The sequence below is a fragment of the Corynebacterium sp. UMB2355A genome (assembly GCF_033877495.1).
In the GTDB taxonomy this organism is placed as follows: Bacteria; Actinomycetota; Actinomycetes; order Mycobacteriales; family Mycobacteriaceae; genus Corynebacterium; species Corynebacterium pseudogenitalium.
On sequence record NZ_CP138855.1, the window covers coordinates 1,510,286 to 1,529,124 of the forward strand.

An 18,839-nucleotide genomic window follows, 5' to 3' on the forward strand; every position below is an offset into this window, starting at 1 on the left:
TCCTCTCCGAAAAACAGGAATTTGGTGCGCTCACCCTTGTATGAGCCAAAGAAAAAGTGCCAAAGCACGCATCTTGCGTCCCTTGGCACTTGGCTGGGCAGGATTATTTAGCCTGGCTCTCAGCCTCTTCCGTCTCGAGGACTTCTTCCGCTTCGAGGGCCTGCTCGGCCTCTTCGATCATGGCTTCCTTGAAGTCCTTATTTTCCATGACGGACTTCTCGGTAATCTTGTCCAGCTCGCGCTGGTCGTGGCGGGTGAACTTCACGCGCGGATCGAGTTTGTCCTTCATGAGCTCGAGGGCGCGGCGTCGCAGGCTGCCTTCGTGGCGCAGGGTTTCCGAGCCGCGGATGCGGGCTAATGTGACCACGACGATGAGTACCAGGCCCAGGTAGCCCAGGATCGGGTAGACGAACGAGATTAAGTCCTTGAAGCCGACGAAGGACAGGACGAACCCGATCAGGCACGCGGAGATGTAGATGACGCGGAACTTCTGCTGGCGACCGCGTGCCAGGCGCTTGCCCAGGGCGTAGAACATGCCCAACGAGGTGGCGAAGATCATGCCGAAGATCACGAAGGTCATGATGAGGCCGAGTGTTGGGTTGATGTTGTTGATGAGGGTGAGCATCGGCATGTCGTGGCCGTTGACGTCGCTGATGCTGACCATGAGGCCCATGCCGAGCAGGAGCAGCATCGCGAGGTAGGCAATGCCGCCGAAGAGGCCGCCGAGGCCGGTTTCGCGCGGGTCGAGGTAGTTGCCGCCGATGACGACCGCCATGGACACAACGCAGATGAAGTTCAGACCGGTGTAGTTCAGTGCGGCGATCCACCAGTTTGGCAGCTCGGTTGCGACGTCCTGGGCCGCGATGTTGATGCTGTCCCAGTCTGGCTGCGCGTTGACGATGGTCCAGGTGCAGCCGCCGATCACGAAGATCAGGAGGAACGGGGTGAGGATGCCGATTGCGCTGGTCACCTTATTGACGTCCAGCATGCCCACGCCGAGCACCATTGCCAGCATGATGACCGCGCCGATCCAGACCGGGATACCGAACTGCTGGTTCAGGTTCGCACCCGCACCTGCGAACATGATGAACCCGATGGAGAACAGCGTGATGATCGTCGAGATGTCCAGAACCCAGCCCATGACCTTGCCGGTGATGTTACCGAGCACTTCCATGTGTTCAGTCGCCTGGAAGTAGGAGCCAAGCTGGAGGATGGAGATGCCGCCGACCAGCATCAGGGCCGAGCTCAAGAGTGCTCCCCATATGCCTTGTGTGCCGAAGGCGACGAAGTACTGCATCGCTTCCTGCCCGGACGCAAACCCGGCGCCGACAACGATGCCGATGAAGGCAAAGGAGATCGCTATTGCGTTTCGAATCATAAAAGGCAGTGTAGTTGATGGGTTGGGCCTGGTCGGTGAATTCGGAACCTTTTTGGTTTGGTTCCAGGTGGATCATTCGTCCGTGTTGGCGCGCTGCGCTGCGTCCCTTTTGCGTTTGAATGCGAAGACGTCGTCGGCGTAGAGGCGCCGGTGCGCCCCGACTTTGTGGCCGGCTAATTGGCCGGTGTCGATGAGCTTCACGACGTGAGGTCTGGACACGTGGAGGAGGTCCGCCGCCTGCTGGGTGGTGAGCTCTTTTTGTACCGGAACAATTTCAACCGGCCTGCCCTCCGCCTCGTTGGCGAGCACTTCGCGTAGTGCAGAGGCAGCGGATCGTGGAATGCGTATCGGCTGCTGGGACCCATCGACGACAATGTCGACGCTGCTCGAGTGGGGTTGTGAAAGCGCGATGTCAAGGTCTTCGAGGGCCTGCTGTGCAATAAACGAAAAATGGGATTATGAACTAGGTCTGTTCAGTGAGTCGCATGATGTCTTTTCGGGCGCGGGCGACGCGGGAGCGGATGGTCCCGATGCGCACGCCAGCGATTTTGGCGGCTTCCTCGTAGCTGTAGCCGAGCACTTGCGTGAGGACGATGGCTTCGCGCCTGTCGGGGGCGAGTTCGTTGAGGAGGTTGTGGGCGTCGATAACTTCGGGCCACAGGTTCGGGTCGTCGGTGCTGGGCTGTTGGTTGGCGACGTCGTCGTAGTCACTGTTGGTGGCGCGCGGGCGGCTGCGGTCGTGGCGCACGGAGTCGATCCAGGTGCGGCGCGCGATGGAGAGGAGCCACGTGCGGGCGGTGGAGCGGCCGGCGAAGCGCGGGAGGGCGCCGAGGGCGCGCAGGTAGGTCTCTTGGGTGAGGTCGTCGGCGGCATCGTGTCCTGCGAGGTGGGCGAGGAGGCGCCAGACGTCGTCTTGGGTGGCGGCGATGAAGTCGGTGAGGGCAGCTTTGTCGCCCCGGCCGGCCCGGAGGGCGAGGTCGGTGACGTACTGGCTATCGCTGCTGTTCACGAATAAAAAGGGTACCAGTATTGGAAAAACCCTTGATGCCACTCTGATATTCGCGTACTGTATAAATCGAACCCTAACAATAAGGAGGGCCTAACAATGGCAGAGAAGAACGTAGACCACATCCTTTCGAACGGCGAACGTCCAGCGGGCAAAGGTCAAACCACTCAGCTCGGCGGCCAGCCCGTCCCATCGGAAAACGTGAGTGTTACGCAGGGCCGTCAGGGCGCGAATGTCCTGGATGACATTCACCTCATCGAGAAGCTTGCGCACTTCAACCGCGAGAATGTCCCCGAACGTATTCCACACGCGAAGGGCCACGGAGCATTCGGTGAGCTGCACATCACCGAGGACGTGTCCAAGTACACGAAGGCGAAGCTCTTCCAGCCTGGCACCGTCACCCCGATGGCTGCACGCTTCTCCACCGTTGCTGGTGAGGCAGGCTCCCCAGACACTTGGCGTGACGTTCACGGTTTCGCACTGCGCTTCTACACCGAAGACGGCAACTATGACATTGTCGGCAATAACACCCCGACGTTCTTCCTGCGCGACGGCATCAAGTTCCCGGACTTCATCCACTCCCAGAAGCGCCAGCCGAACTCCGGCCTGCGCGATGACGAGATGCAGTGGGACTTCTGGACCCGCACCCCTGAATCCGCCCACCAGGTGACCTACCTACTCGGCGACCGCGGCACTCCGAAGACCTCCCGCCACCAGGACGGATTCGGTTCCCACACCTTCCAGTGGATCAACGAGAAAGGCATCCCAGTTTGGGTCAAGTACCACTTCAAGACCCGCCAGGGCTGGGAATGCTTCACCGACGAAGAAGCCACCGAGAAGGCCGGCACGGACCCGGACTTCCAGCGCGAGGACCTCTTCAATGCCATCAAGGAGGGGGACTACCCAATCTGGGACGTCAAGGTCCAGATCATGCCGTTCGAGGAAGCGAAAGACTACCGCTTCAACCCGTTCGACCTCACCAAGACGTGGTCGCAGAAGGACTACCCGCTTATCGACGTCGGCTACTTCGTCCTCAACCGCAACCCGAAGAACTTCCACGCACAGATCGAGCAGCTGGCACTCGACCCAGCCAACTTGGTCCCAGGTGTCGGCCTGTCCCCAGACCGCATGCTTCAGGCCCGCGTCTTTGCGTACGCTGACCAGCAGCGCTACCGCATCGGCGCCAACTACAAGGATCTGCCGGTCAACCGCCCGATCAACGAGGTGAACACCTACGCAGAGCGCGGCTCCATGGCATACTTCTTCAACGAAGAGAACGAACCAAACTACAGCCCGAACTCCTACGAGAAGGGCGCCGGCTACCTCGACGACGGCGAAACCTCCGCCAGCGGCCAGGACCTCGGCCTCGCCGAGAACCTGTACATCAACCCGGACCCGGAGGGCACCGACCTGGTGCGCGCCGCCTACGTCAAGCACCCAGAGGATGACGACTTCGGCCAGGCCGGCACCCTCTACCGCGACGTCTTCGACGACGCCGCCAAGGAACGCTTCGTGCACAACATCACCAACAAGATGATGGCGATCACCAACAAGGAGATCGAGGAGCGCGTCTACGAATACTGGGGCAAGGTCGACGCTGACCTGGAGACCAAGGTCCGCGAGTCCCTCGCCGCTAAGCGCGCTGAGCAGTAGAAGTAACCCTTAACGATTTAAGCCCGCCAGGACGGTGACGCCCCGGCGGGTTTTGGTGTTTGTGGGGTACAGACACGGCGCCACCCCGAGCGTTTTGTTCGTGTCGAGGTGTTAATGGAGTGCGATGCTGGTCACCGAAAATCGGCCCGGGTGGGTGAAAATGCGCGACCTGCATCGCACTCCTTTAAGCCCACGCTATGAATGGTTTTGGGCGCCAGCAAACCCCAGAACCGGAACCTAAATCCGGTGGTTCGGCCGGTTTGGGTGCCGGTCGCGCTTATCGGAGACGGTCACGCCGTAGAGGGTGCGGCCCATGATGAAGGAGCCGACGGAGCCGACGATCCATACGCCGGCGATGGCGATGATGGCGCGGAGGAAGTCGTTGAGGTCGAATCCGGTGGTGGACCAGGACCAGATCAGCTTGGCAACGACCAGGATCGGAAAGGCCAGGCAGACGGTTGGGCCGAGCAGGTTCGCGCGGGTCAGGGCGTCGGGGGCGCGTAGTTGCAGGAGCGCGGTGGCGACCACGAGCAGGGTGGCCACGATGACGAGCGCTGCGACGATGATTTCGATGATGGTCATTAGCGGCGTCCTCTCGTGATGATGCGGGCCATGGAGATGGTCGGGATGACGCCACAGACAAGGCCTGCGAGGATGGCGATTTCGTAGCCGATCATGGTCGGGGTCCAGATGGACCAGACGAGGAAGATAGTGACCATGGCGTAGAAGATGAGGTCGGCCATGACGGCGCGGGAAAGTTCGTCCTTCACCAGGATCAGACCAGCGAGGCCGACGAGCAGGCTGAGCGCCATGACGATGACGCAGCCCATGAGAATTGTTTCAAACATGTTCTAGTCCATCCTTTCCGCTGGTGGCAGGGTGTGGTCGTCGGGGTCGCCGAGGTCCACGTAGTGGTCCCACCCGATGGATGCGGGGTCCAGCGGGGTGGCTTTGACTGCCGGGTTGATGCGCTCTTCCATGTCGATGAGGCCGGCGATCTGCTCTAAAGGGTCGCTGCCGAACGCGGCCTGTACCAGCAACACGATCGGGCCGCCTTCCTGGGCGGGGTAGCGCAGTCCGAGGGACAGCGTGCCCGGGGTGACGGTGATGGAGGTGGAGTACCAGAAGATCTGCCAGTCGGTGGTCAGGCGCAGCGGGTAGTAGATGATGATCGGGTCCAGCCCGGTGTTGGGCTTGAACGCGGCGGCGGCTGCGCTGAAGCCGGAGGCGAAGATTTCTTTGATGAGCCAGGCGGTGTAGCCCACGCCGTGTGCGAAGCGTTGCAGCATGGTTAGTTACCTCCTTGGAGGGTGTCCACATCGGGGATGCCGATGGCGTCGTCGCCGAGGACGGCGGTGGTGTAGGAGTCGACGTCGAGAAGGCTGTCGACGGCCGCGGTGCTGGCTGCCCAGAGTGGGCCGGCGCCGATGAACATGCCGAGGGACATGAACATGAGCAGCGCGGACGGTGCGAGCAGCTTCGCGCGGACGTTGAGGGCCTTCGGGTAGTGCTGCATTGGGCGGCCCCAGAAGACGCGCTTCCAGACGCGCATCATGGACAGCAGCGCACCGAAGGACGCGACGATGATGGTGGTGATTGCCACCCAGGAGCGCCAGTCGCCGGGTGTAGCGGCGGCGAGCACGATGGTGACTTTGCCGAAGAGGCCGGAGAACGGCGGGAAGCCGACGATGGAGAACGCGCCGGCGACGAAGACGGCGGAGGTCAGCGGGTCGCGGCGTGCGAGGCCGGACAGCTTCGAGATGGTGCCGGTGCCGTAGGTTTCCTCGATGGCACCGACGTTGAGCACGAGTGCTGCGATGGTGATCATGTGGTGCAGCGTGTACATGAGGCCGGCGGCGAGGGCGTAGCGGGCGTCGTCGTTAGTAAAGGCCAGCATGATGAGGATGAACGGCATGCCGTTGACCATCTGGTAGCCCAGGACGCGGCGCATGGTGTGCTCGGCAAGGCCGGCGAAGCCACCGATGAGCATCGAGATCACCATGATGACGATGATCAGTGCGTTCCAGCGCGCGTCCATGTCGAAGATGACCACCCAGATGCGGAAGAGCATGTAGACGGCCACCTTGGTGTGCAGGCCGGAGAACAGGCCCATGACGGCGGCACTGGTGGAGGGGTAGGTGCGTGGCAGCCAGGTATGGACCGGGAAGACGCCGGCTTTGGCGGCGATGGCGATGACGACCAGGCCGGTGGCCACGGTGATCGGTCCGTTGCCGGCCGCGGCGCCGCGCAGGGCGGCGATGTTGACGGCGCCGGCAACACCGTAGATGTAGCCCACGCCCATCACGAGCAGTGTCGACGCCGCCAGGTTCACCAGCACGAACGTGCGGGCGGACAGCAGGCGGTTGCGGGTGCCGGTCATGGCGATGAGGCCGTAGGACGGCAGCAGCATGACCTCGATCATGACGAAGAAGTTGAACAGGTCCGCGGTGAGCAGTGCGCCGGAGACACCGGTGATAAGCACCAGGGTTAGCGGCGTGAAGTAGCGCGCCTGGGTTTCACCGGCCACGCTGGCGAACCAGTTGGAGGTCAGCGCCACGATCATGGTGGTGATCAGCATGATGGCCGAGAACTGGTCGGCAGCAAAGGAGATGCCGACGCCACCCTGGTACAGGCCGATGACGTGGGAGATGGTGCCGTGCTCGGCGGTGTAGCTGTACAGCCAAATGGCCAGGCCGAGGTTGATAGCGGGGATGATGAGGCCCAGGGCGTCGTTGCCGCGCTTCCAGGGACTGAGCGTCGTCACCGCCGCCATGATGAGCGGCAGCGCGACGAAGACTGGGAGGATTGCGTCCGCACTCATGCGCGTGGTGCTCCTTCCGTGTTGTTCATCTTGTTCGGGTTGAGGCGCGCGGTGCGGCCTGCGGTGGACAGCGCGGACGGGCTCAGGCGCATGAGGTCGTAGGTGCCTGCGACGCCGGTCGGGTTGTCCATGGTGTCGTCATCCTTGCCGAGGGACGCCAGCATGAGCAGGATCGTGGTCGTCGCCATGGCGATGACGATGGCGGTGAGCACGAAGGCCTGCGGGAGTGGGTCGGACAAGTCGGCGAAGGCGGTGCGGGAGGGGAATGCCTCGCCGCGCCAGGCGCCGACGCCGGTGGCAAGCAGCGTCAGGTTGGAGGCGTGCCCGAAGAGGGACATGCCGAAGATGATGCGGACCATGCCGCGCTGCAGGATCATGTAGACGGACCCTGCAACCAGGACCGCGATGGTAAGTGCCATGACCATGTGGTTTACAGCTCCTTCGTGGTAACTGGGCGCGGGCTTTCCGCGGGGTTGAGTGGTGCTGGGTGGGCGTCGACAGGCTCGGCGGGCGCCTCTGGCTCTGGCACGTCCGGCAGTGGGTTCTCGCCGCCACGGGTGTAGGTGAGGTCGGAGATGTCGGTGCCTGGGCGCAGGTAGCCGCCGAGCGCGTTGAGCGCCTGCGTGACCATCCCGAGCACGGCGAGGTAGATGCCGAAGTCGAAGATGAGGGACGTCGTCATGTGCTGTCCGGCGATCTCGCCGTGGATGGCGTACATGAATCCGCCTTCGAGGAATCCGAGGAAGCCGGAGCTGATGGCGATGATGATGCCCCAGCCCGTCAGCCTGATCGGGGTGAGTTGCTTGACGACGTACGCGTCCGCGCCACGGGACAGGTAGTTGAGGCCGAACGCGGTGGCCAGCACGAGCGCTGCGACGAAGCCGCCGCCGGGCGCGGTGTGGCCACGGAAGAAGATGAGGACGGACAGCAGTGCGAGGATCGGTACGACGAGCGCGGACGCCTTGCGCAGTGGCAGCGAGTTGAGCTGCGACTGGCCGAATGGGCGTGGGCGGGTGCCGGCCTCGAACATGTGGCGTGGCATGGACTGGACGACGGCCGCGATGACCACTGCCGCCATGCCGAGCACGGAGAGCTCGCCGAGGGTATCGAAGCCACGGAACTCAACGATGATGACGGCGACGATGTTGTCGGCGCTGGTCATCTTTCCTCCCTCGGTGAGGTACCACAGGGCGAGGTCGGAGCGGTCGTGGCGGCCCAGCAGGGCGTAGACGCCGAGGAAGGCGACCACGCCGGCGATGGCAGCGACGACGGCCGCGAAGACCTTGCGTGAGGTCGGGGTCTTGGGGAAGGTGCGTGGCTGGTAGCGCAGCACCACCATGATGATCACGACGGTCAGCGACTCGACGAGGAACTGGGTCAGCGCCACGTCGGGTGCGCCGAGCATGAGCATCTGCAGCGTCATGCCCACGCCGGTGGTGCCCAGCAGTACCGCCGCGGCGAGGCGGGAGCGGGTGCGCACCAGGCCGATGACGGACAGGGTGATGATGGCGAATGGGATGAGGTCCCACCACACGTCGATGCCTTCGGCGCGCGGTGCGAGTGGCATGCCGTCGACACCCTCGGTGAACACCGCGGTGCTCACGCCGAGGACGAGGATGCACAGCACTGTCGGCAGCAGGTGGCGCGACGGGTTGAACGTGTCCGCCATCGCGCCGAGCCAGCGGCCCACCTTGGAAAGCCCGCGGACCATGGCGTTGAGCAGGTCATTGCCGCTGGTTGGCAGCAGCTGCTTGTTCTCGACGGCCTCAAAGAACGGTTTGCGCACGAAGAGGACGAAGCAAACACCCAGCACGAGCACGATGAGCGAGACGATGAATGGCGCGTTCAGACCGTGCCACAGTGCCAGGTGTGAGTGGAACTCGGTGTCGCCAGTGATGGTGCGCACGCCCGCGTTGATCGGGTTGTCTACCCAGCCGAGCGTGAACGGCAGGACCAGGGAGGTCAGGCCGGGCAGCGCGGCTGGCAGCCAGAGCGCGACGGGCGCTTCGGTGACGTGCGGCATGGGCTTGGTGCCGTCGATAAATGCGCCGAAGACGATCTTCGCCGAGTAGATGAAGGTCAGCAGGGCGGCAAGCCCGGCGATGGCGAGCAGCAGCGGGCCGAAGCTTGTGGCGTCGAACGCCGTGAGGATGGATTCCTTCGAAATGAAGCCGAACAGCGGCGGGATGGCGGCCATGGAGGCCGCGGCCACGCAGGTGGAGGCGAAGGTGAACGGCAGCTGCTTGTACAGCTGGCCGAGGCGGCGGATGTCGCGGGAGCCGGCCTGGTGGTCAATGACGCCGATGAGCATGAACAGGGAGGACTTGAACAGCGCGTGGGCCAGCGTGTGCACCATCGCGGCGGCAAGCGCCGCCGGGGTGCCGATGCCGATCGCCGCGACGATCCAACCCAGGTGGGAAACCGTGGAGTAGGCCGTCAGGTGCTTCAGGTCCGTCTTCGTAATGGCGAAGGCTGCCGACATCAGCGCGGTAAACAGGCCGGTGACCAGCAGCAGCGTGTTCCACGCGGTGACGTCGTGGAAGATGGTGGAGAAGCGCAGCAGGACGTAGACGCCCGCCTTGACCACTGCCGCCGCGTGCAGGAACGCGGAGACTGGCGTGGCTGCCGCCATGGCTTCAGGCAGCCAGAAGTGGAAGGGGAATTGCGCGGCCTTGGTGAAGGCGGAGAAGCCGATGAGCAGTGCCACCGTGGTGGTCAGCCCCGGCGACTGCGCCCAGACCGGCGACGCGAGCACTGCGCTGAGCTGCGTCGTTCCTGCCGCGACGGAGACGACCGCCAGGCCCGCCAGCAGCGTCAGCCCGCCGAAGAAGGTCAGGATGAGCGTGCGGTAGGAGCCGGCCTCGCCGCCGGAGCCGGAGCGGGCGATGAGCATGAAGGACGCGATCGAGACGAGCTCCCAGCCGATGAAGAGGAGCACGGTGTCGTCCGCAAGCACGAGCAGCAGCACCGAGAGGGTAAACGCCGTCATGATGGTGTAGAAGCTGGTGTTGCCCTCGCGCTTCGGCAGGTATGCGGCCGAATATATAAGGACAATGCCGCCAATGACGAGCGCGAGCAACGCAAAGAAGATGCTCAGGCCGTCCGCGCGCAGTGAGAACGCGATTTCGGTGCCGGGCCCGAGGATGTCGTTGGCCCATGTAAGGGACCACGTTTCCACGTTGCCTTGGGAAATGTTAGGAAATTCGCGGCCCAGCGTGACCGCTGCGGCGAACAGCAGGAGCGCCAGCGGCCAGCCTGCTTTCCTGTCGAAAACTCGCACGAGCAGCGGCGATAGCGGAACCGTCGCGGCCACGAATGCGAGCACGAGAGGTAGTGCCATGGTGAACCCTCTCTGAGTTTGGGATTTGAAAACTGTCAGTTGCTTTAAAGGGTAGCAACAAGCTTGGACAAGGCCACAACATCTTTGGGAGCGTGCGGTGTGCCTTCCAGCATTCATGCAGTTGCAGGGGTTACATTGTGCACCATGAAGTGGCGCGTGTTGTGTGTGTTGTTGGTGTGTATTGTTGCGGCGTTCCTGCCGTTGAGTCCGGTGAGTACCTGGATGTCCACGCAGGGGGACGCCAGCGCGCCGCAGCTGCCGTCGGATCGCGGCAACCCGAACGAGGCGCGCCGCGCGGCGGGGGAGGCCAACACGCAGGCGGGCTTTCTCACGCAGGGCACCAAAGAGCTTGTCGACGGCACCTCCCAACTCACCGGCGGCGCCGACGAACTCGTCGCCGCGATCTCCCAGGCGCAGGCTGGTGCGCAGGAGTTGTCGGCCGGGATGGTGCAGCTACAGGCGGCGACGGGCCAGCTCGGGGGTGGCGCGACGGAGGTCGCGGACGCGATTGGCCAGGTTGTTGAGCAGGCCACGGCCTTCGACGCGGTGCGTGGCCAGGTCACGGCTGCCATCGACCGCGCCCTCGTATCGACGAAGGCCTCCAAGGACCCGGACGTCATCGCCGCACGCGAGCAGCTTCAACAACTGAAGGTCCAGGCGGACAATGCCCAGTTGCCGCCGGAGGTTGTCGCCCAGATGAACAAGCTGCGCGACGGCTCCCGCGAGGTAGCCAACCAGCTAGCGGTGCCGGGCTACGCCTACCACGACGGCGTCTACACGGCCACGAACGGCGCCCAGCAGCTGGCGAGTGGACTGACTCAGCTCAATAACGAGGCGCAGGGCGCGGTCGGCGGTATTGCACAGCTTGATGAGGGTGTCGCAAAGATTGACCACATGGCGAACCTGACCGCCGACCAGATTCGCGCGGTGCGTGGCGCGCTCCCGGCGCCGGCGGCGGCGCAGGCGGGTGCGGAGGCGCAGGAGCCGCAGGAGTCCTCGCTGGCTCCGGTCGCGGCGATGCTGGTCGCGGCGCTCGTGGGGCTGGGCGGTGTTGGCGTCGCCGCGGCGGCGTGGATGTCCCGCACGAGGCGCTGGCTGGCGCTGGAGCTAGGCGTCGTGCTCCTGGCGGTTGCTGGTTGGGTGCTGGTGTTCATCCTCGGCCACAACCTGAGCCCGGCCGCTCTGGGGATCGCGGCTCTCGCGCTGCTGTGCGGTGCGGCCGCCTCCGTTGGTGTGACGACGGCGCTCGCGGCGCTGTTTGGCCGCGGATGGGGGAGTCTGGTTGCCGCAATCCTGATAATTCTTCAGATGGGGGTAGTCGGGTGGGTTTGGAAAGCCGCCGCGGCTGCCCCTGTTAGTGGGGTCCTCGAGGCACTTTCTTCGGCGATGCCGATGCACTGGCTGGCCGCGTCGCTCTCGAGCGCGGGCAATAACGGCTCTGCGCAGGCACTATGGATTGGTATCGCTATGAGCGCGCTCGTCGCGGCGGTCGGGCTGCTGGGCGGAGTACCGCAGCGACGTGACGTTGCGGTTCACGTGGAGGAATAATCCGAGCACACGGACATGGTTCCTACTTTCGGATGGGTTTGTGTTAATCTAGCGGTGCTCATTTCAAGTAATAGGGGCTTGGATTGAGTGGTCTCCTTTCGCCCATTGTGGGCAAGAAAGGGGTTAGGGATGGGGAAGGCCCCGTCGGCTTCGGCTGGCGGGGCCTTCACTTATTGCCACTTATGCAACGTTAAGAGTGTACGAAGCACACAGCCCGAATTACGCTGTTACTGACCAATCGTTGTGAAAAGTGAAGGGCAGCCACATGCAAGGCACATTTCCGGGCGCGGGGCGTCGGAAAGTACGTGTTGGAATTACCGTAACGTCTGCGATAGCGCTCGCGTTGGGGAGCGCGGCTGTGGTTGTACCTTCCCCTGCTGCATATGCGCAGGAGAACTTGGCGTACACCGGTGCGGTGATCGGCGCTGAGCAGCAGGCGAAGTCAGAGGGGCTGGGCGATGATGCCTGCCGAGTGGTGCTGGAGAAGGACGATGTCGGCAAGGACGTTGCGGGTTTCAGGTTTGACGCGCTCAACCCTGGCGAGTACTCCGAGAGCGCAACTGAGTTCGGCATTCAGCTGCACTTCAACGCGGACAAGCAGCGCACCTTCACGGATACAGGGTTTAGCGACAGCGGGCCTGTTCCAGTCGAAGCTGGCGAGCTAGGCGTTGTCCCCGCGGACGAGAAGCTCGATGGCGGTAACCCGTTCACGGTGAACAACACTGCTGAGCCCGCCGAAATTACCGCTTCCCGAGTTCAGCGCAACTTGAACGGCGCGTTCCCCTTCACGGAACAGTTCCAGCAACAAGCCGTGAGCCCGGAAGGGCTCACCTTTGCGTGGAAAGGGGCTTACACAAAGGAAGACTCTGACCACAGGTTTTTCAAAAGCCAAAACTTCCAAGCTGACGCGAACGCAAACCCTTGGCCGAGCGAGACCGACGAATGCGTCCCCCTCAAACTTGATTGGGAGCACATTTCGAAGGCCGTGATCAAGCCGGGGGAGAAGGTCAAGATCGCCTCTGCCGGCGGGATGTTCACGGAACGTGACCTGGATCGTCTGCGCATTCAGGTCGCGGACGGCAGCGGCAAGGTGCTCGAGCACGTCACCATCACGCGCGATGGCTCCGACTTCTTCCTTACCTGGCCGAAGTTCGCCGACGACGCCGAGCTCGACGGCCTCCAGGGCCTCACGTTTACCGCGGTTGCGCTGCCGCGCAGTGTCGAGGAGCTCGAGGCTATCGCTCAGAACCACGCGTACGAAGATACAAGGGTTGGGGTAACGGCCAGCTCCATTGCGCTGCCACGCTACAACACCGCCAACGAGCTCAGCTCGCACGCGATCAGCGTGGATGACACGCTTTACCACGATCCGCAGTTCACCAGGTCTGAGGTCAACATCACCTCCGGGATCTCAAAGGATGCGATTGTCTTCGAGGAGCTTCCCGACGCAAACGGGCACACCCTCGCCGACCTGAAAGAGAAGTTCGACGCCACCATCGCCCTCGACGAGAGCCTCGTCTACGACGGCTGGACCGCCAAGTTCGCCGACGAGGAAAAGGGCGACTACAGGGTGATCATGACGGCGCCGGAGGGCGTCGATAAGCCGACCCCTGGGACGTTTGCGCAGCCTGTGGTGCATGTACGCTACTCGAACGGCTCCAAGGACGCCATCCCGCTGCTCGTGGTCGTCGAACCGAATCACACGCAGCAGACCAACCTCGAGTACCCCGCGGAGCCAGTGCAGGGCGCCCAAAACACAACACTTACCGCCAAGGCGAGCCTGACACGGGTGCTGGGCAAGGGGGACGTCATCAAGCCGAAGAAATTCGAGCTTATCGACGCCCCCTCCGACAAAGACGGCTGGAACGTCACAGTCGATAAGGAAGGCACCGTCACCGCGAAGGCGAAGGCAACCGTGCCGAACTTCACCACCATCAAACCCGTGGTGAAGGCGACCTACCCGGACGGTACGACCGACGAAGCTCCGGTGTCCTTCCAGGTGTTCTCGGACGTGAAGGTGCCGTCATATGGCTCGGCCTCGGGTGAGGCGGCAGACCGCGTGACGCTCACGCCGACCGTGCCGAAGGTTGGCCTCGGCGGCAACGCGCACGACGAAACACCGAACCGCTACACCTTCCCTAACGGCTCCCAGCAGTACAAAGTCGGCGACTGGAACGTCACTCTCGACGCCACCACCGGCGAGCTGACCGTCACCATCCCGGACACCGCGCTGCCGGGCGCCTACATCACGGTGCCGGTGCGTACCCACTACGCCAGCGGCGCCGTGCCGCAGGAAACCACCGCCACCATCAACGTGATCGGCGACGGTACGGGCACCGACGTTGCGAACTACCCGCAGAGCTTCACCAAGCCCGGGCTGCCGGTCTCCTCGATGATCAGCACCCTGCTGGCGGACCCGGTGAAGGCGAAGTACAGCCTGCCGGAGCAACTCCCGGACGGCTGGACGTTCGACGTGTCGAAGAAGGGCGTGGTCACGGCCACTCCGCCGAAGGACGCGCGGCCCGGTGACCAGGCGATCATCGACATCCACGTCCGCTACCCGGACGGCTCCGAGGCGGACGTCCCGGCGGCGTTCACCGTCGTCGGCGACGACAAAGGCATGAACAACCCGCGGTACCAAACCAAGTCGGGCAAGCCGGGAACCACGGTCACGAGCAAACTGGACACTGGAAGCGTCCGGGACATTTCGGAACCGAAGTTCGCACTGATCACGGACCCGAAGGACAAGCACTACATCGCTCCGCCGCGTAACCTCCGGTGGGAGCAGGTCAAGATCGACCCGAAGACGGGCACCATCACCACCCCGGTCAGCGAGCGCGCCGTACCGGGCAGCTCCGCGGACATCCCGGTGCGCGTGACCTATAAGGACGGCACGACCGCCATCATCGTCGCCACCGTGGTCGTCCTCGGTGAGCAGCGCGCCGTCTACGAGCCGCGATACGAGCAGCAGGAGGCGAAGCCGGGCGTCGACAAGCGATCTGAGATCACCGAGCCCACCCGCATCCCTGCCCGCGACCTCGCGGAAAAGACGCCGTTCAGCGTGCCCGCGAGCCTCGACGGCTGGAAGCTGCGCGTCGACGGCAAAGGCACCGTCACTGCGACCCCACCGAAAGACGCCGAGTCTGGCGACCACCTCAACGTCCCCGTCACCGTCACCTACCAGGACGGCTCGAAAGACGTGGTCACCGCCGCGTTCGTCGTGGTCAGGGGGCCCGCGCCTGACGTCTCCTTCGACATCAACACCGAGTACGAAGTGATCGTGCCGTTTGAGACGCAGATCGTCTTCGACCCCACACTCGACGTAGGCACGCAGGTCGTCGACGCCGAACACCCCGGCGTGCTCGGCACCGACAAAGTGAACACGACCAGGACCATCACGAACTCCGAGGTGGTCAGCACACGCATCGAGCAGACGCGCATCGCGGACCCGCAGGACCGCATCGTGCGCGTTGGCACCAAGGAAAGGCCGGGCGTCACGCCGGAAATCCACTGGTCGGAAGAGACGCCGTACCGCGTAATCATCCGGGAAGACCCGACGCTCGAGGCCGGCACCCACAAGGTCGCACAGCGCGGCAAGGTGGGCAGGATCTCCTACAAAATTATCGACGGCATCGCGCAGAAACCACAGGTCGTGGAGGCCGAGGACCAACTCATCCTGGTCGGCACCAAGAAGGAATCCAAGCAGACAGAGCTACGCGAGACCATCCACACCCCCGTGCCGTTCGAGACCGAAATCCGCCAGGTAGACAGCCTGCCCGCTGGCGTGGTCAAGACCATCCAGGAAGGCTCCTACGGCCAAACCATCACGGAGAAGACCTGGCAGCTTGTCGACGGCCACGTCGTCGGCAACCCCGTCGAACACACCACCACGACCAAGACCCCGGTCAAGCGCATCATCGAGGTCGGCGTCGGCCACATCGTGCCAACCTACGGCAAGGTCGTCCAGGAACCGGGCGCAACCGATGAGGTCCCTCTCCACGAAGGCTCCAAGGTGCCTTCTGACGCTACCTTCGAAATCGACGCCGAGTGGAAGCCAACCATCCCGGGCTGGACCGCCACCGTCGACGAGCACGGCCGCGTCTTCTCGACGCCGCCAGCCGATGCCAAGCCCGGCGACTCCATCCTCATCCCCGTCAAGGTCACCTACACCGACGGAGCCATCCTGGTCGTTCCGGCATTCGCGGCCATCAAGGAAACCGACGAATCCCCGCACGTCAGCTACGCCTCCGCCTCCGTCCTTCCCGGCGAGACGAGTACTCAGCCTGCAACGAATGCCACCGACGGCAACCGCTACTCGGTACCCGACCGGGTCAATGGCTGGAAGGTGAGCGTCGACGAGCACGGCACCGTCACCGCGACCGCGCCGAAGTCCGCCACCCCAGGTGCCTGGATCCGCGTCCCCGTCACCGTCACCCCAGCCCACGGCGAGGCCTACACCACCCAGGCCGTCTTCACCGTGGCCAACGTGCCGACCGGGCCAGTTGAACCTACTTCTTCCGCGACTGCGGCGCCGGAGCCGTCCCCGACTGCCACTCCGACTGCTCCTTCTGTACCTATCGCGCCAGCACCGTCGTACCCGCCGGCCATCACCGCGCCGGGCGTGCCGACGTCCATCAAGATCAGCGGCCACACCGACGGCAACACCTACAAGATCGGTGATCTGCCGACCGGGTGGCGGGCCTCCGTGTCCGCCTCGGGAGATCTGCTGGTCACCCCACCCGCCTCCGCCGAAGTTGGCGAGAAGGTCGACATCCCAGTTACTGTCACCACCGCCACAGGTGCAACGTACGAGGTGAAGACCGTCGTGGGGGTCATCGCGAAGGGCGGTGCAGCCCCGAGCCCGACCACGCCTGCGCCTTCTACGCCTACTCCCGCTCCCGCCGATTCATCTGCCGACGGCTTCAAGCGCTGCATGTCCAACATGTTCGCGCTCAACAGCCCGATCCTCTGGCTGCTGCCAATCGGGCTCGCCGCCGCGGTCGGTATTGGCGTTGCGAACACGATGCAGCCACAGATCAACGCCGCTCTTGGGCAGTTCAACGACTCCCTGCGCCACGTAGGCCGCGGGTTCGAGGACCAGATTGCCGCCATTAACAGGCAGTTCGGCGTCGACGCCCGTCAGCTGCAGCCCGTTGCTATCGCGTTTGGAGCCATCGCAGTCGGCGGCCTGGCGATCTCCCTGATCGCCCAGGCATGCCAGCCCGAGGGCTTTGACCGTGGCATGACCGTCCTCGGTTCCTCCAAAGATGGTGAGCCAGTGCCAAAGGACGCATCTTCCGAAAAGTAGGCCTTTTGGGACCTGCGAGTTTAGACGTCTAATCCAAATGGTGTTGCGTCCTTTGGCACTCGCCCCGGTTGGGGTGACACCAAATTCCTGTACGAGGTTTTCGTGACCTGGGCTTTTCCGGATCTGCGTGGGAAAACCGGGAATTTGGTGTCTAGCCCGTTCGTCGTGACACCAAATTCCCACCCTGCCCCTTGGCGACCTGGGGAAACGCCGACGGTGCTCCCCAAAAAACAAGGAATGTGGTGCGCGGGTCCCAAGCCCACCTGAGCGGGTTAAGGGTCAAAAAGTGTGTCCGGAATCGCGGATTTTCACGGATTGACCTGTAGGTTTCCGGAAAGTATATGCTCCGGAAGCATATATCTAGCCCCCGACGGGAAATCCTCGGTGTGGCAGCCGTGATGTGCTATGCGCGGCGTGGTGTGGTGTCGCAATGTCGAAGAACCAACCACGCTGCCACTGCGGCGGTGAAATGAAACGCAACGGCACCACCAGCAAAGGCACCACCAGATGGCGCTGCAAACAATGCGGCGCCTCCAGCGTCAAACGTCGAAACGACATCACCAACGCGGCAGTGTTCACCCAGTTCATCGAGCATTGCACCACCGCAATATCACTCGACGACCTAGCCAAACGAAACGGTGTTAGCCGCGCCACCATGAAGCGGCGCTTCAAGTGGTGCTGGCTCGTTGATGTGCCTGACCCCACCGCCGGCCACCACAAGCGGATCTACGACCAGGTATTTCTCGATGGCACCTACACCGCCGGTGGCTGCCTGATCGTCGCGGCGACCATCGACCACGTGATCGCCTGGCACTGGTGCAAACACGAAACCACCCGCGACTACCAACTGCTGCTTGAACGCATCGAAGCCCCACTCATCGCCGTCATCGACGGCGGCCAAGGCGCATACAGCGCAATCAAAAAGTGCTGGCCGACTACGAAAATTCAACGCTGCCTCGTCCACGCCCAACGCGTGGTCCGCCGCTACACCACCACCAACCCACGCACCGATGCCGGGCGCACCATCTACCGACTTGCGCTGAAACTGACCCGGATCACCACACTGGATGAAGCCGCCGCGTGGGGTGTGCAACTGCACGAGTTTTCAACGATCTACCGGGAATGGATGAACGAGAAAACCATGATCAAAGACCCCAAAACAGGTGCATGGACCCGCGTGTGGACCCACCACAACGTGCGCAAGGCCTACAACAGCCTCAACCATCTTTGGCGGTCCGAGATGCTGTTTGTCTACCTCAACCCGCCAGCAGGAGTCCTTGCGCCCGAGCGGATCAAATCCACCACCAACAGCTTAGAAGGCGGCATCAACGCCCAGCTCAAACTGCTCGCCAGAACCCACCGCGGCAGATCAGGCGAACGACAACGCCGCATGCTGGATTGGTGGCTCTACTTAAAAACGGAACTGCCTGACGATCCAGTACGAATCGCCAGGCAGTCCGACTGGGGCCAGGGCCAACTCGCCAAAGTATCCACCCTGACCCAAACCGAGAACCAAGCCGACCACGAAACAGGACGCCCAGCCCTCTACGACAACGCTATCGACACCGACTACACCCACTCAATCGGCATTCAAAAAGGCCAAATCTAACCCCCGCGACACGCCGAGCCAGACACACATTTTGACCCTTAACCCACCTGAGCAACGCGAAACCCCGCCGCGAAAGCGGCGGGGTTCTATTGGTCGGGATAACAGGATTTGAACCTGCGACCTCTTCGTCCCGAACGAAGCGCGCTACCAAGCTGCGCCATATCCCGTGGGCACCT

At 63.3% G+C, this 18,839-nt stretch carries 13 protein-coding genes and 1 tRNA gene; 4 read left to right on the forward strand and 10 right to left on the reverse strand.

Going from position 1 to position 18,839, the window contains the following annotated elements:
- Positions 1-103: 103 nt before the first annotated feature.
- From R0V12_RS07000 to R0V12_RS07010, 3 genes are all read right to left on the reverse strand, one after another.
- Positions 104-1,378, reverse strand: a complete 1,275-nt coding sequence (locus tag R0V12_RS07000) for a YkvI family membrane protein (RefSeq protein ID WP_320072377.1) — start codon at positions 1,376-1,378, stop codon at positions 104-106.
- A gap of 72 nt (positions 1,379-1,450) precedes the next feature.
- Entirely contained in the window at positions 1,451-1,687 is a 237-nt protein-coding gene (locus R0V12_RS07005) for a helix-turn-helix domain-containing protein (protein ID WP_256000666.1), read from the reverse strand.
- A 154-nt stretch (positions 1,688-1,841) separates the two neighbouring features.
- Entirely contained in the window at positions 1,842-2,387 is a 546-nt protein-coding gene (locus R0V12_RS07010) for an RNA polymerase sigma factor (protein ID WP_070363268.1), read from the reverse strand.
- A 96-nt stretch (positions 2,388-2,483) separates the two neighbouring features.
- Between R0V12_RS07010 and R0V12_RS07015 the strand changes: the two genes are divergently transcribed.
- The gene (locus R0V12_RS07015; protein WP_320072378.1) at positions 2,484-4,037 is read left to right on the forward strand and encodes a catalase; all 1,554 of its coding nucleotides are present in this window, start codon (positions 2,484-2,486) and stop codon (positions 4,035-4,037) included.
- Between the two features lie 237 nt (positions 4,038-4,274).
- On the opposite strand, the gene R0V12_RS07020 is transcribed toward R0V12_RS07015, so the two are convergent.
- Genes R0V12_RS07020 through R0V12_RS07045 form a run of 6 tightly spaced genes read right to left on the reverse strand, consistent with a single transcriptional unit; the run spans position 4,275 to position 10,198 of the window.
- A complete protein-coding gene (locus tag R0V12_RS07020) occupies positions 4,275-4,619 on the reverse strand; it encodes a Na+/H+ antiporter subunit G (RefSeq protein ID WP_070477292.1) in 345 nt (114 codons plus the stop codon).
- Positions 4,619-4,885: a cation:proton antiporter gene (locus R0V12_RS07025; RefSeq protein ID WP_070477293.1), complete on the reverse strand. Its 267-nt coding sequence runs from the start codon at positions 4,883-4,885 to the stop codon at positions 4,619-4,621. The genes R0V12_RS07020 and R0V12_RS07025 overlap by 1 nt, the downstream gene beginning before the upstream one ends.
- 3 nt (positions 4,886-4,888) lie before the next feature.
- Entirely contained in the window at positions 4,889-5,326 is a 438-nt protein-coding gene (locus tag R0V12_RS07030) for a monovalent cation/H+ antiporter subunit E (protein WP_083290792.1), read from the reverse strand.
- Between the two features lie 2 nt (positions 5,327-5,328).
- On the reverse strand, positions 5,329-6,858 hold the full coding sequence (locus R0V12_RS07035) for a monovalent cation/H+ antiporter subunit D family protein (RefSeq protein ID WP_070477295.1): 1,530 nt from the start codon (positions 6,856-6,858) through the stop codon (positions 5,329-5,331).
- A complete protein-coding gene (locus R0V12_RS07040; protein WP_256005997.1) occupies positions 6,855-7,283 on the reverse strand; it encodes a cation:proton antiporter subunit C in 429 nt (142 codons plus the stop codon). Before R0V12_RS07040 ends, R0V12_RS07035 begins: the two co-directional genes overlap by 4 nt.
- 5 nt (positions 7,284-7,288) lie before the next feature.
- The gene (locus R0V12_RS07045) at positions 7,289-10,198 is read right to left on the reverse strand and encodes a DUF4040 family protein (protein ID WP_320072379.1); all 2,910 of its coding nucleotides are present in this window, start codon (positions 10,196-10,198) and stop codon (positions 7,289-7,291) included.
- 144 nt (positions 10,199-10,342) lie between these two features.
- Between R0V12_RS07045 and R0V12_RS07050 the strand changes: the two genes are divergently transcribed.
- From R0V12_RS07050 to R0V12_RS07060, 3 genes are all read left to right on the forward strand, one after another.
- Entirely contained in the window at positions 10,343-11,746 is a 1,404-nt protein-coding gene (locus R0V12_RS07050) for a hypothetical protein (RefSeq protein WP_256006000.1), read from the forward strand.
- Between the two features lie 358 nt (positions 11,747-12,104).
- Complete coding sequence (locus R0V12_RS07055) at positions 12,105-17,054, forward strand: YPDG domain-containing protein (RefSeq protein ID WP_320072380.1); 4,950 nt, start codon at positions 12,105-12,107, stop codon at positions 17,052-17,054.
- 430 nt (positions 17,055-17,484) lie between these two features.
- Positions 17,485-18,663, forward strand: a complete 1,179-nt coding sequence (locus tag R0V12_RS07060; RefSeq protein ID WP_005323424.1) for an IS256-like element IS1249 family transposase — start codon at positions 17,485-17,487, stop codon at positions 18,661-18,663.
- A gap of 90 nt (positions 18,664-18,753) precedes the next feature.
- Here the strand turns inward: R0V12_RS07060 and R0V12_RS07065 are convergent.
- Positions 18,754-18,830 (reverse strand) — tRNA-Pro (locus R0V12_RS07065).
- Positions 18,831-18,839 lie beyond the last annotated feature (9 nt).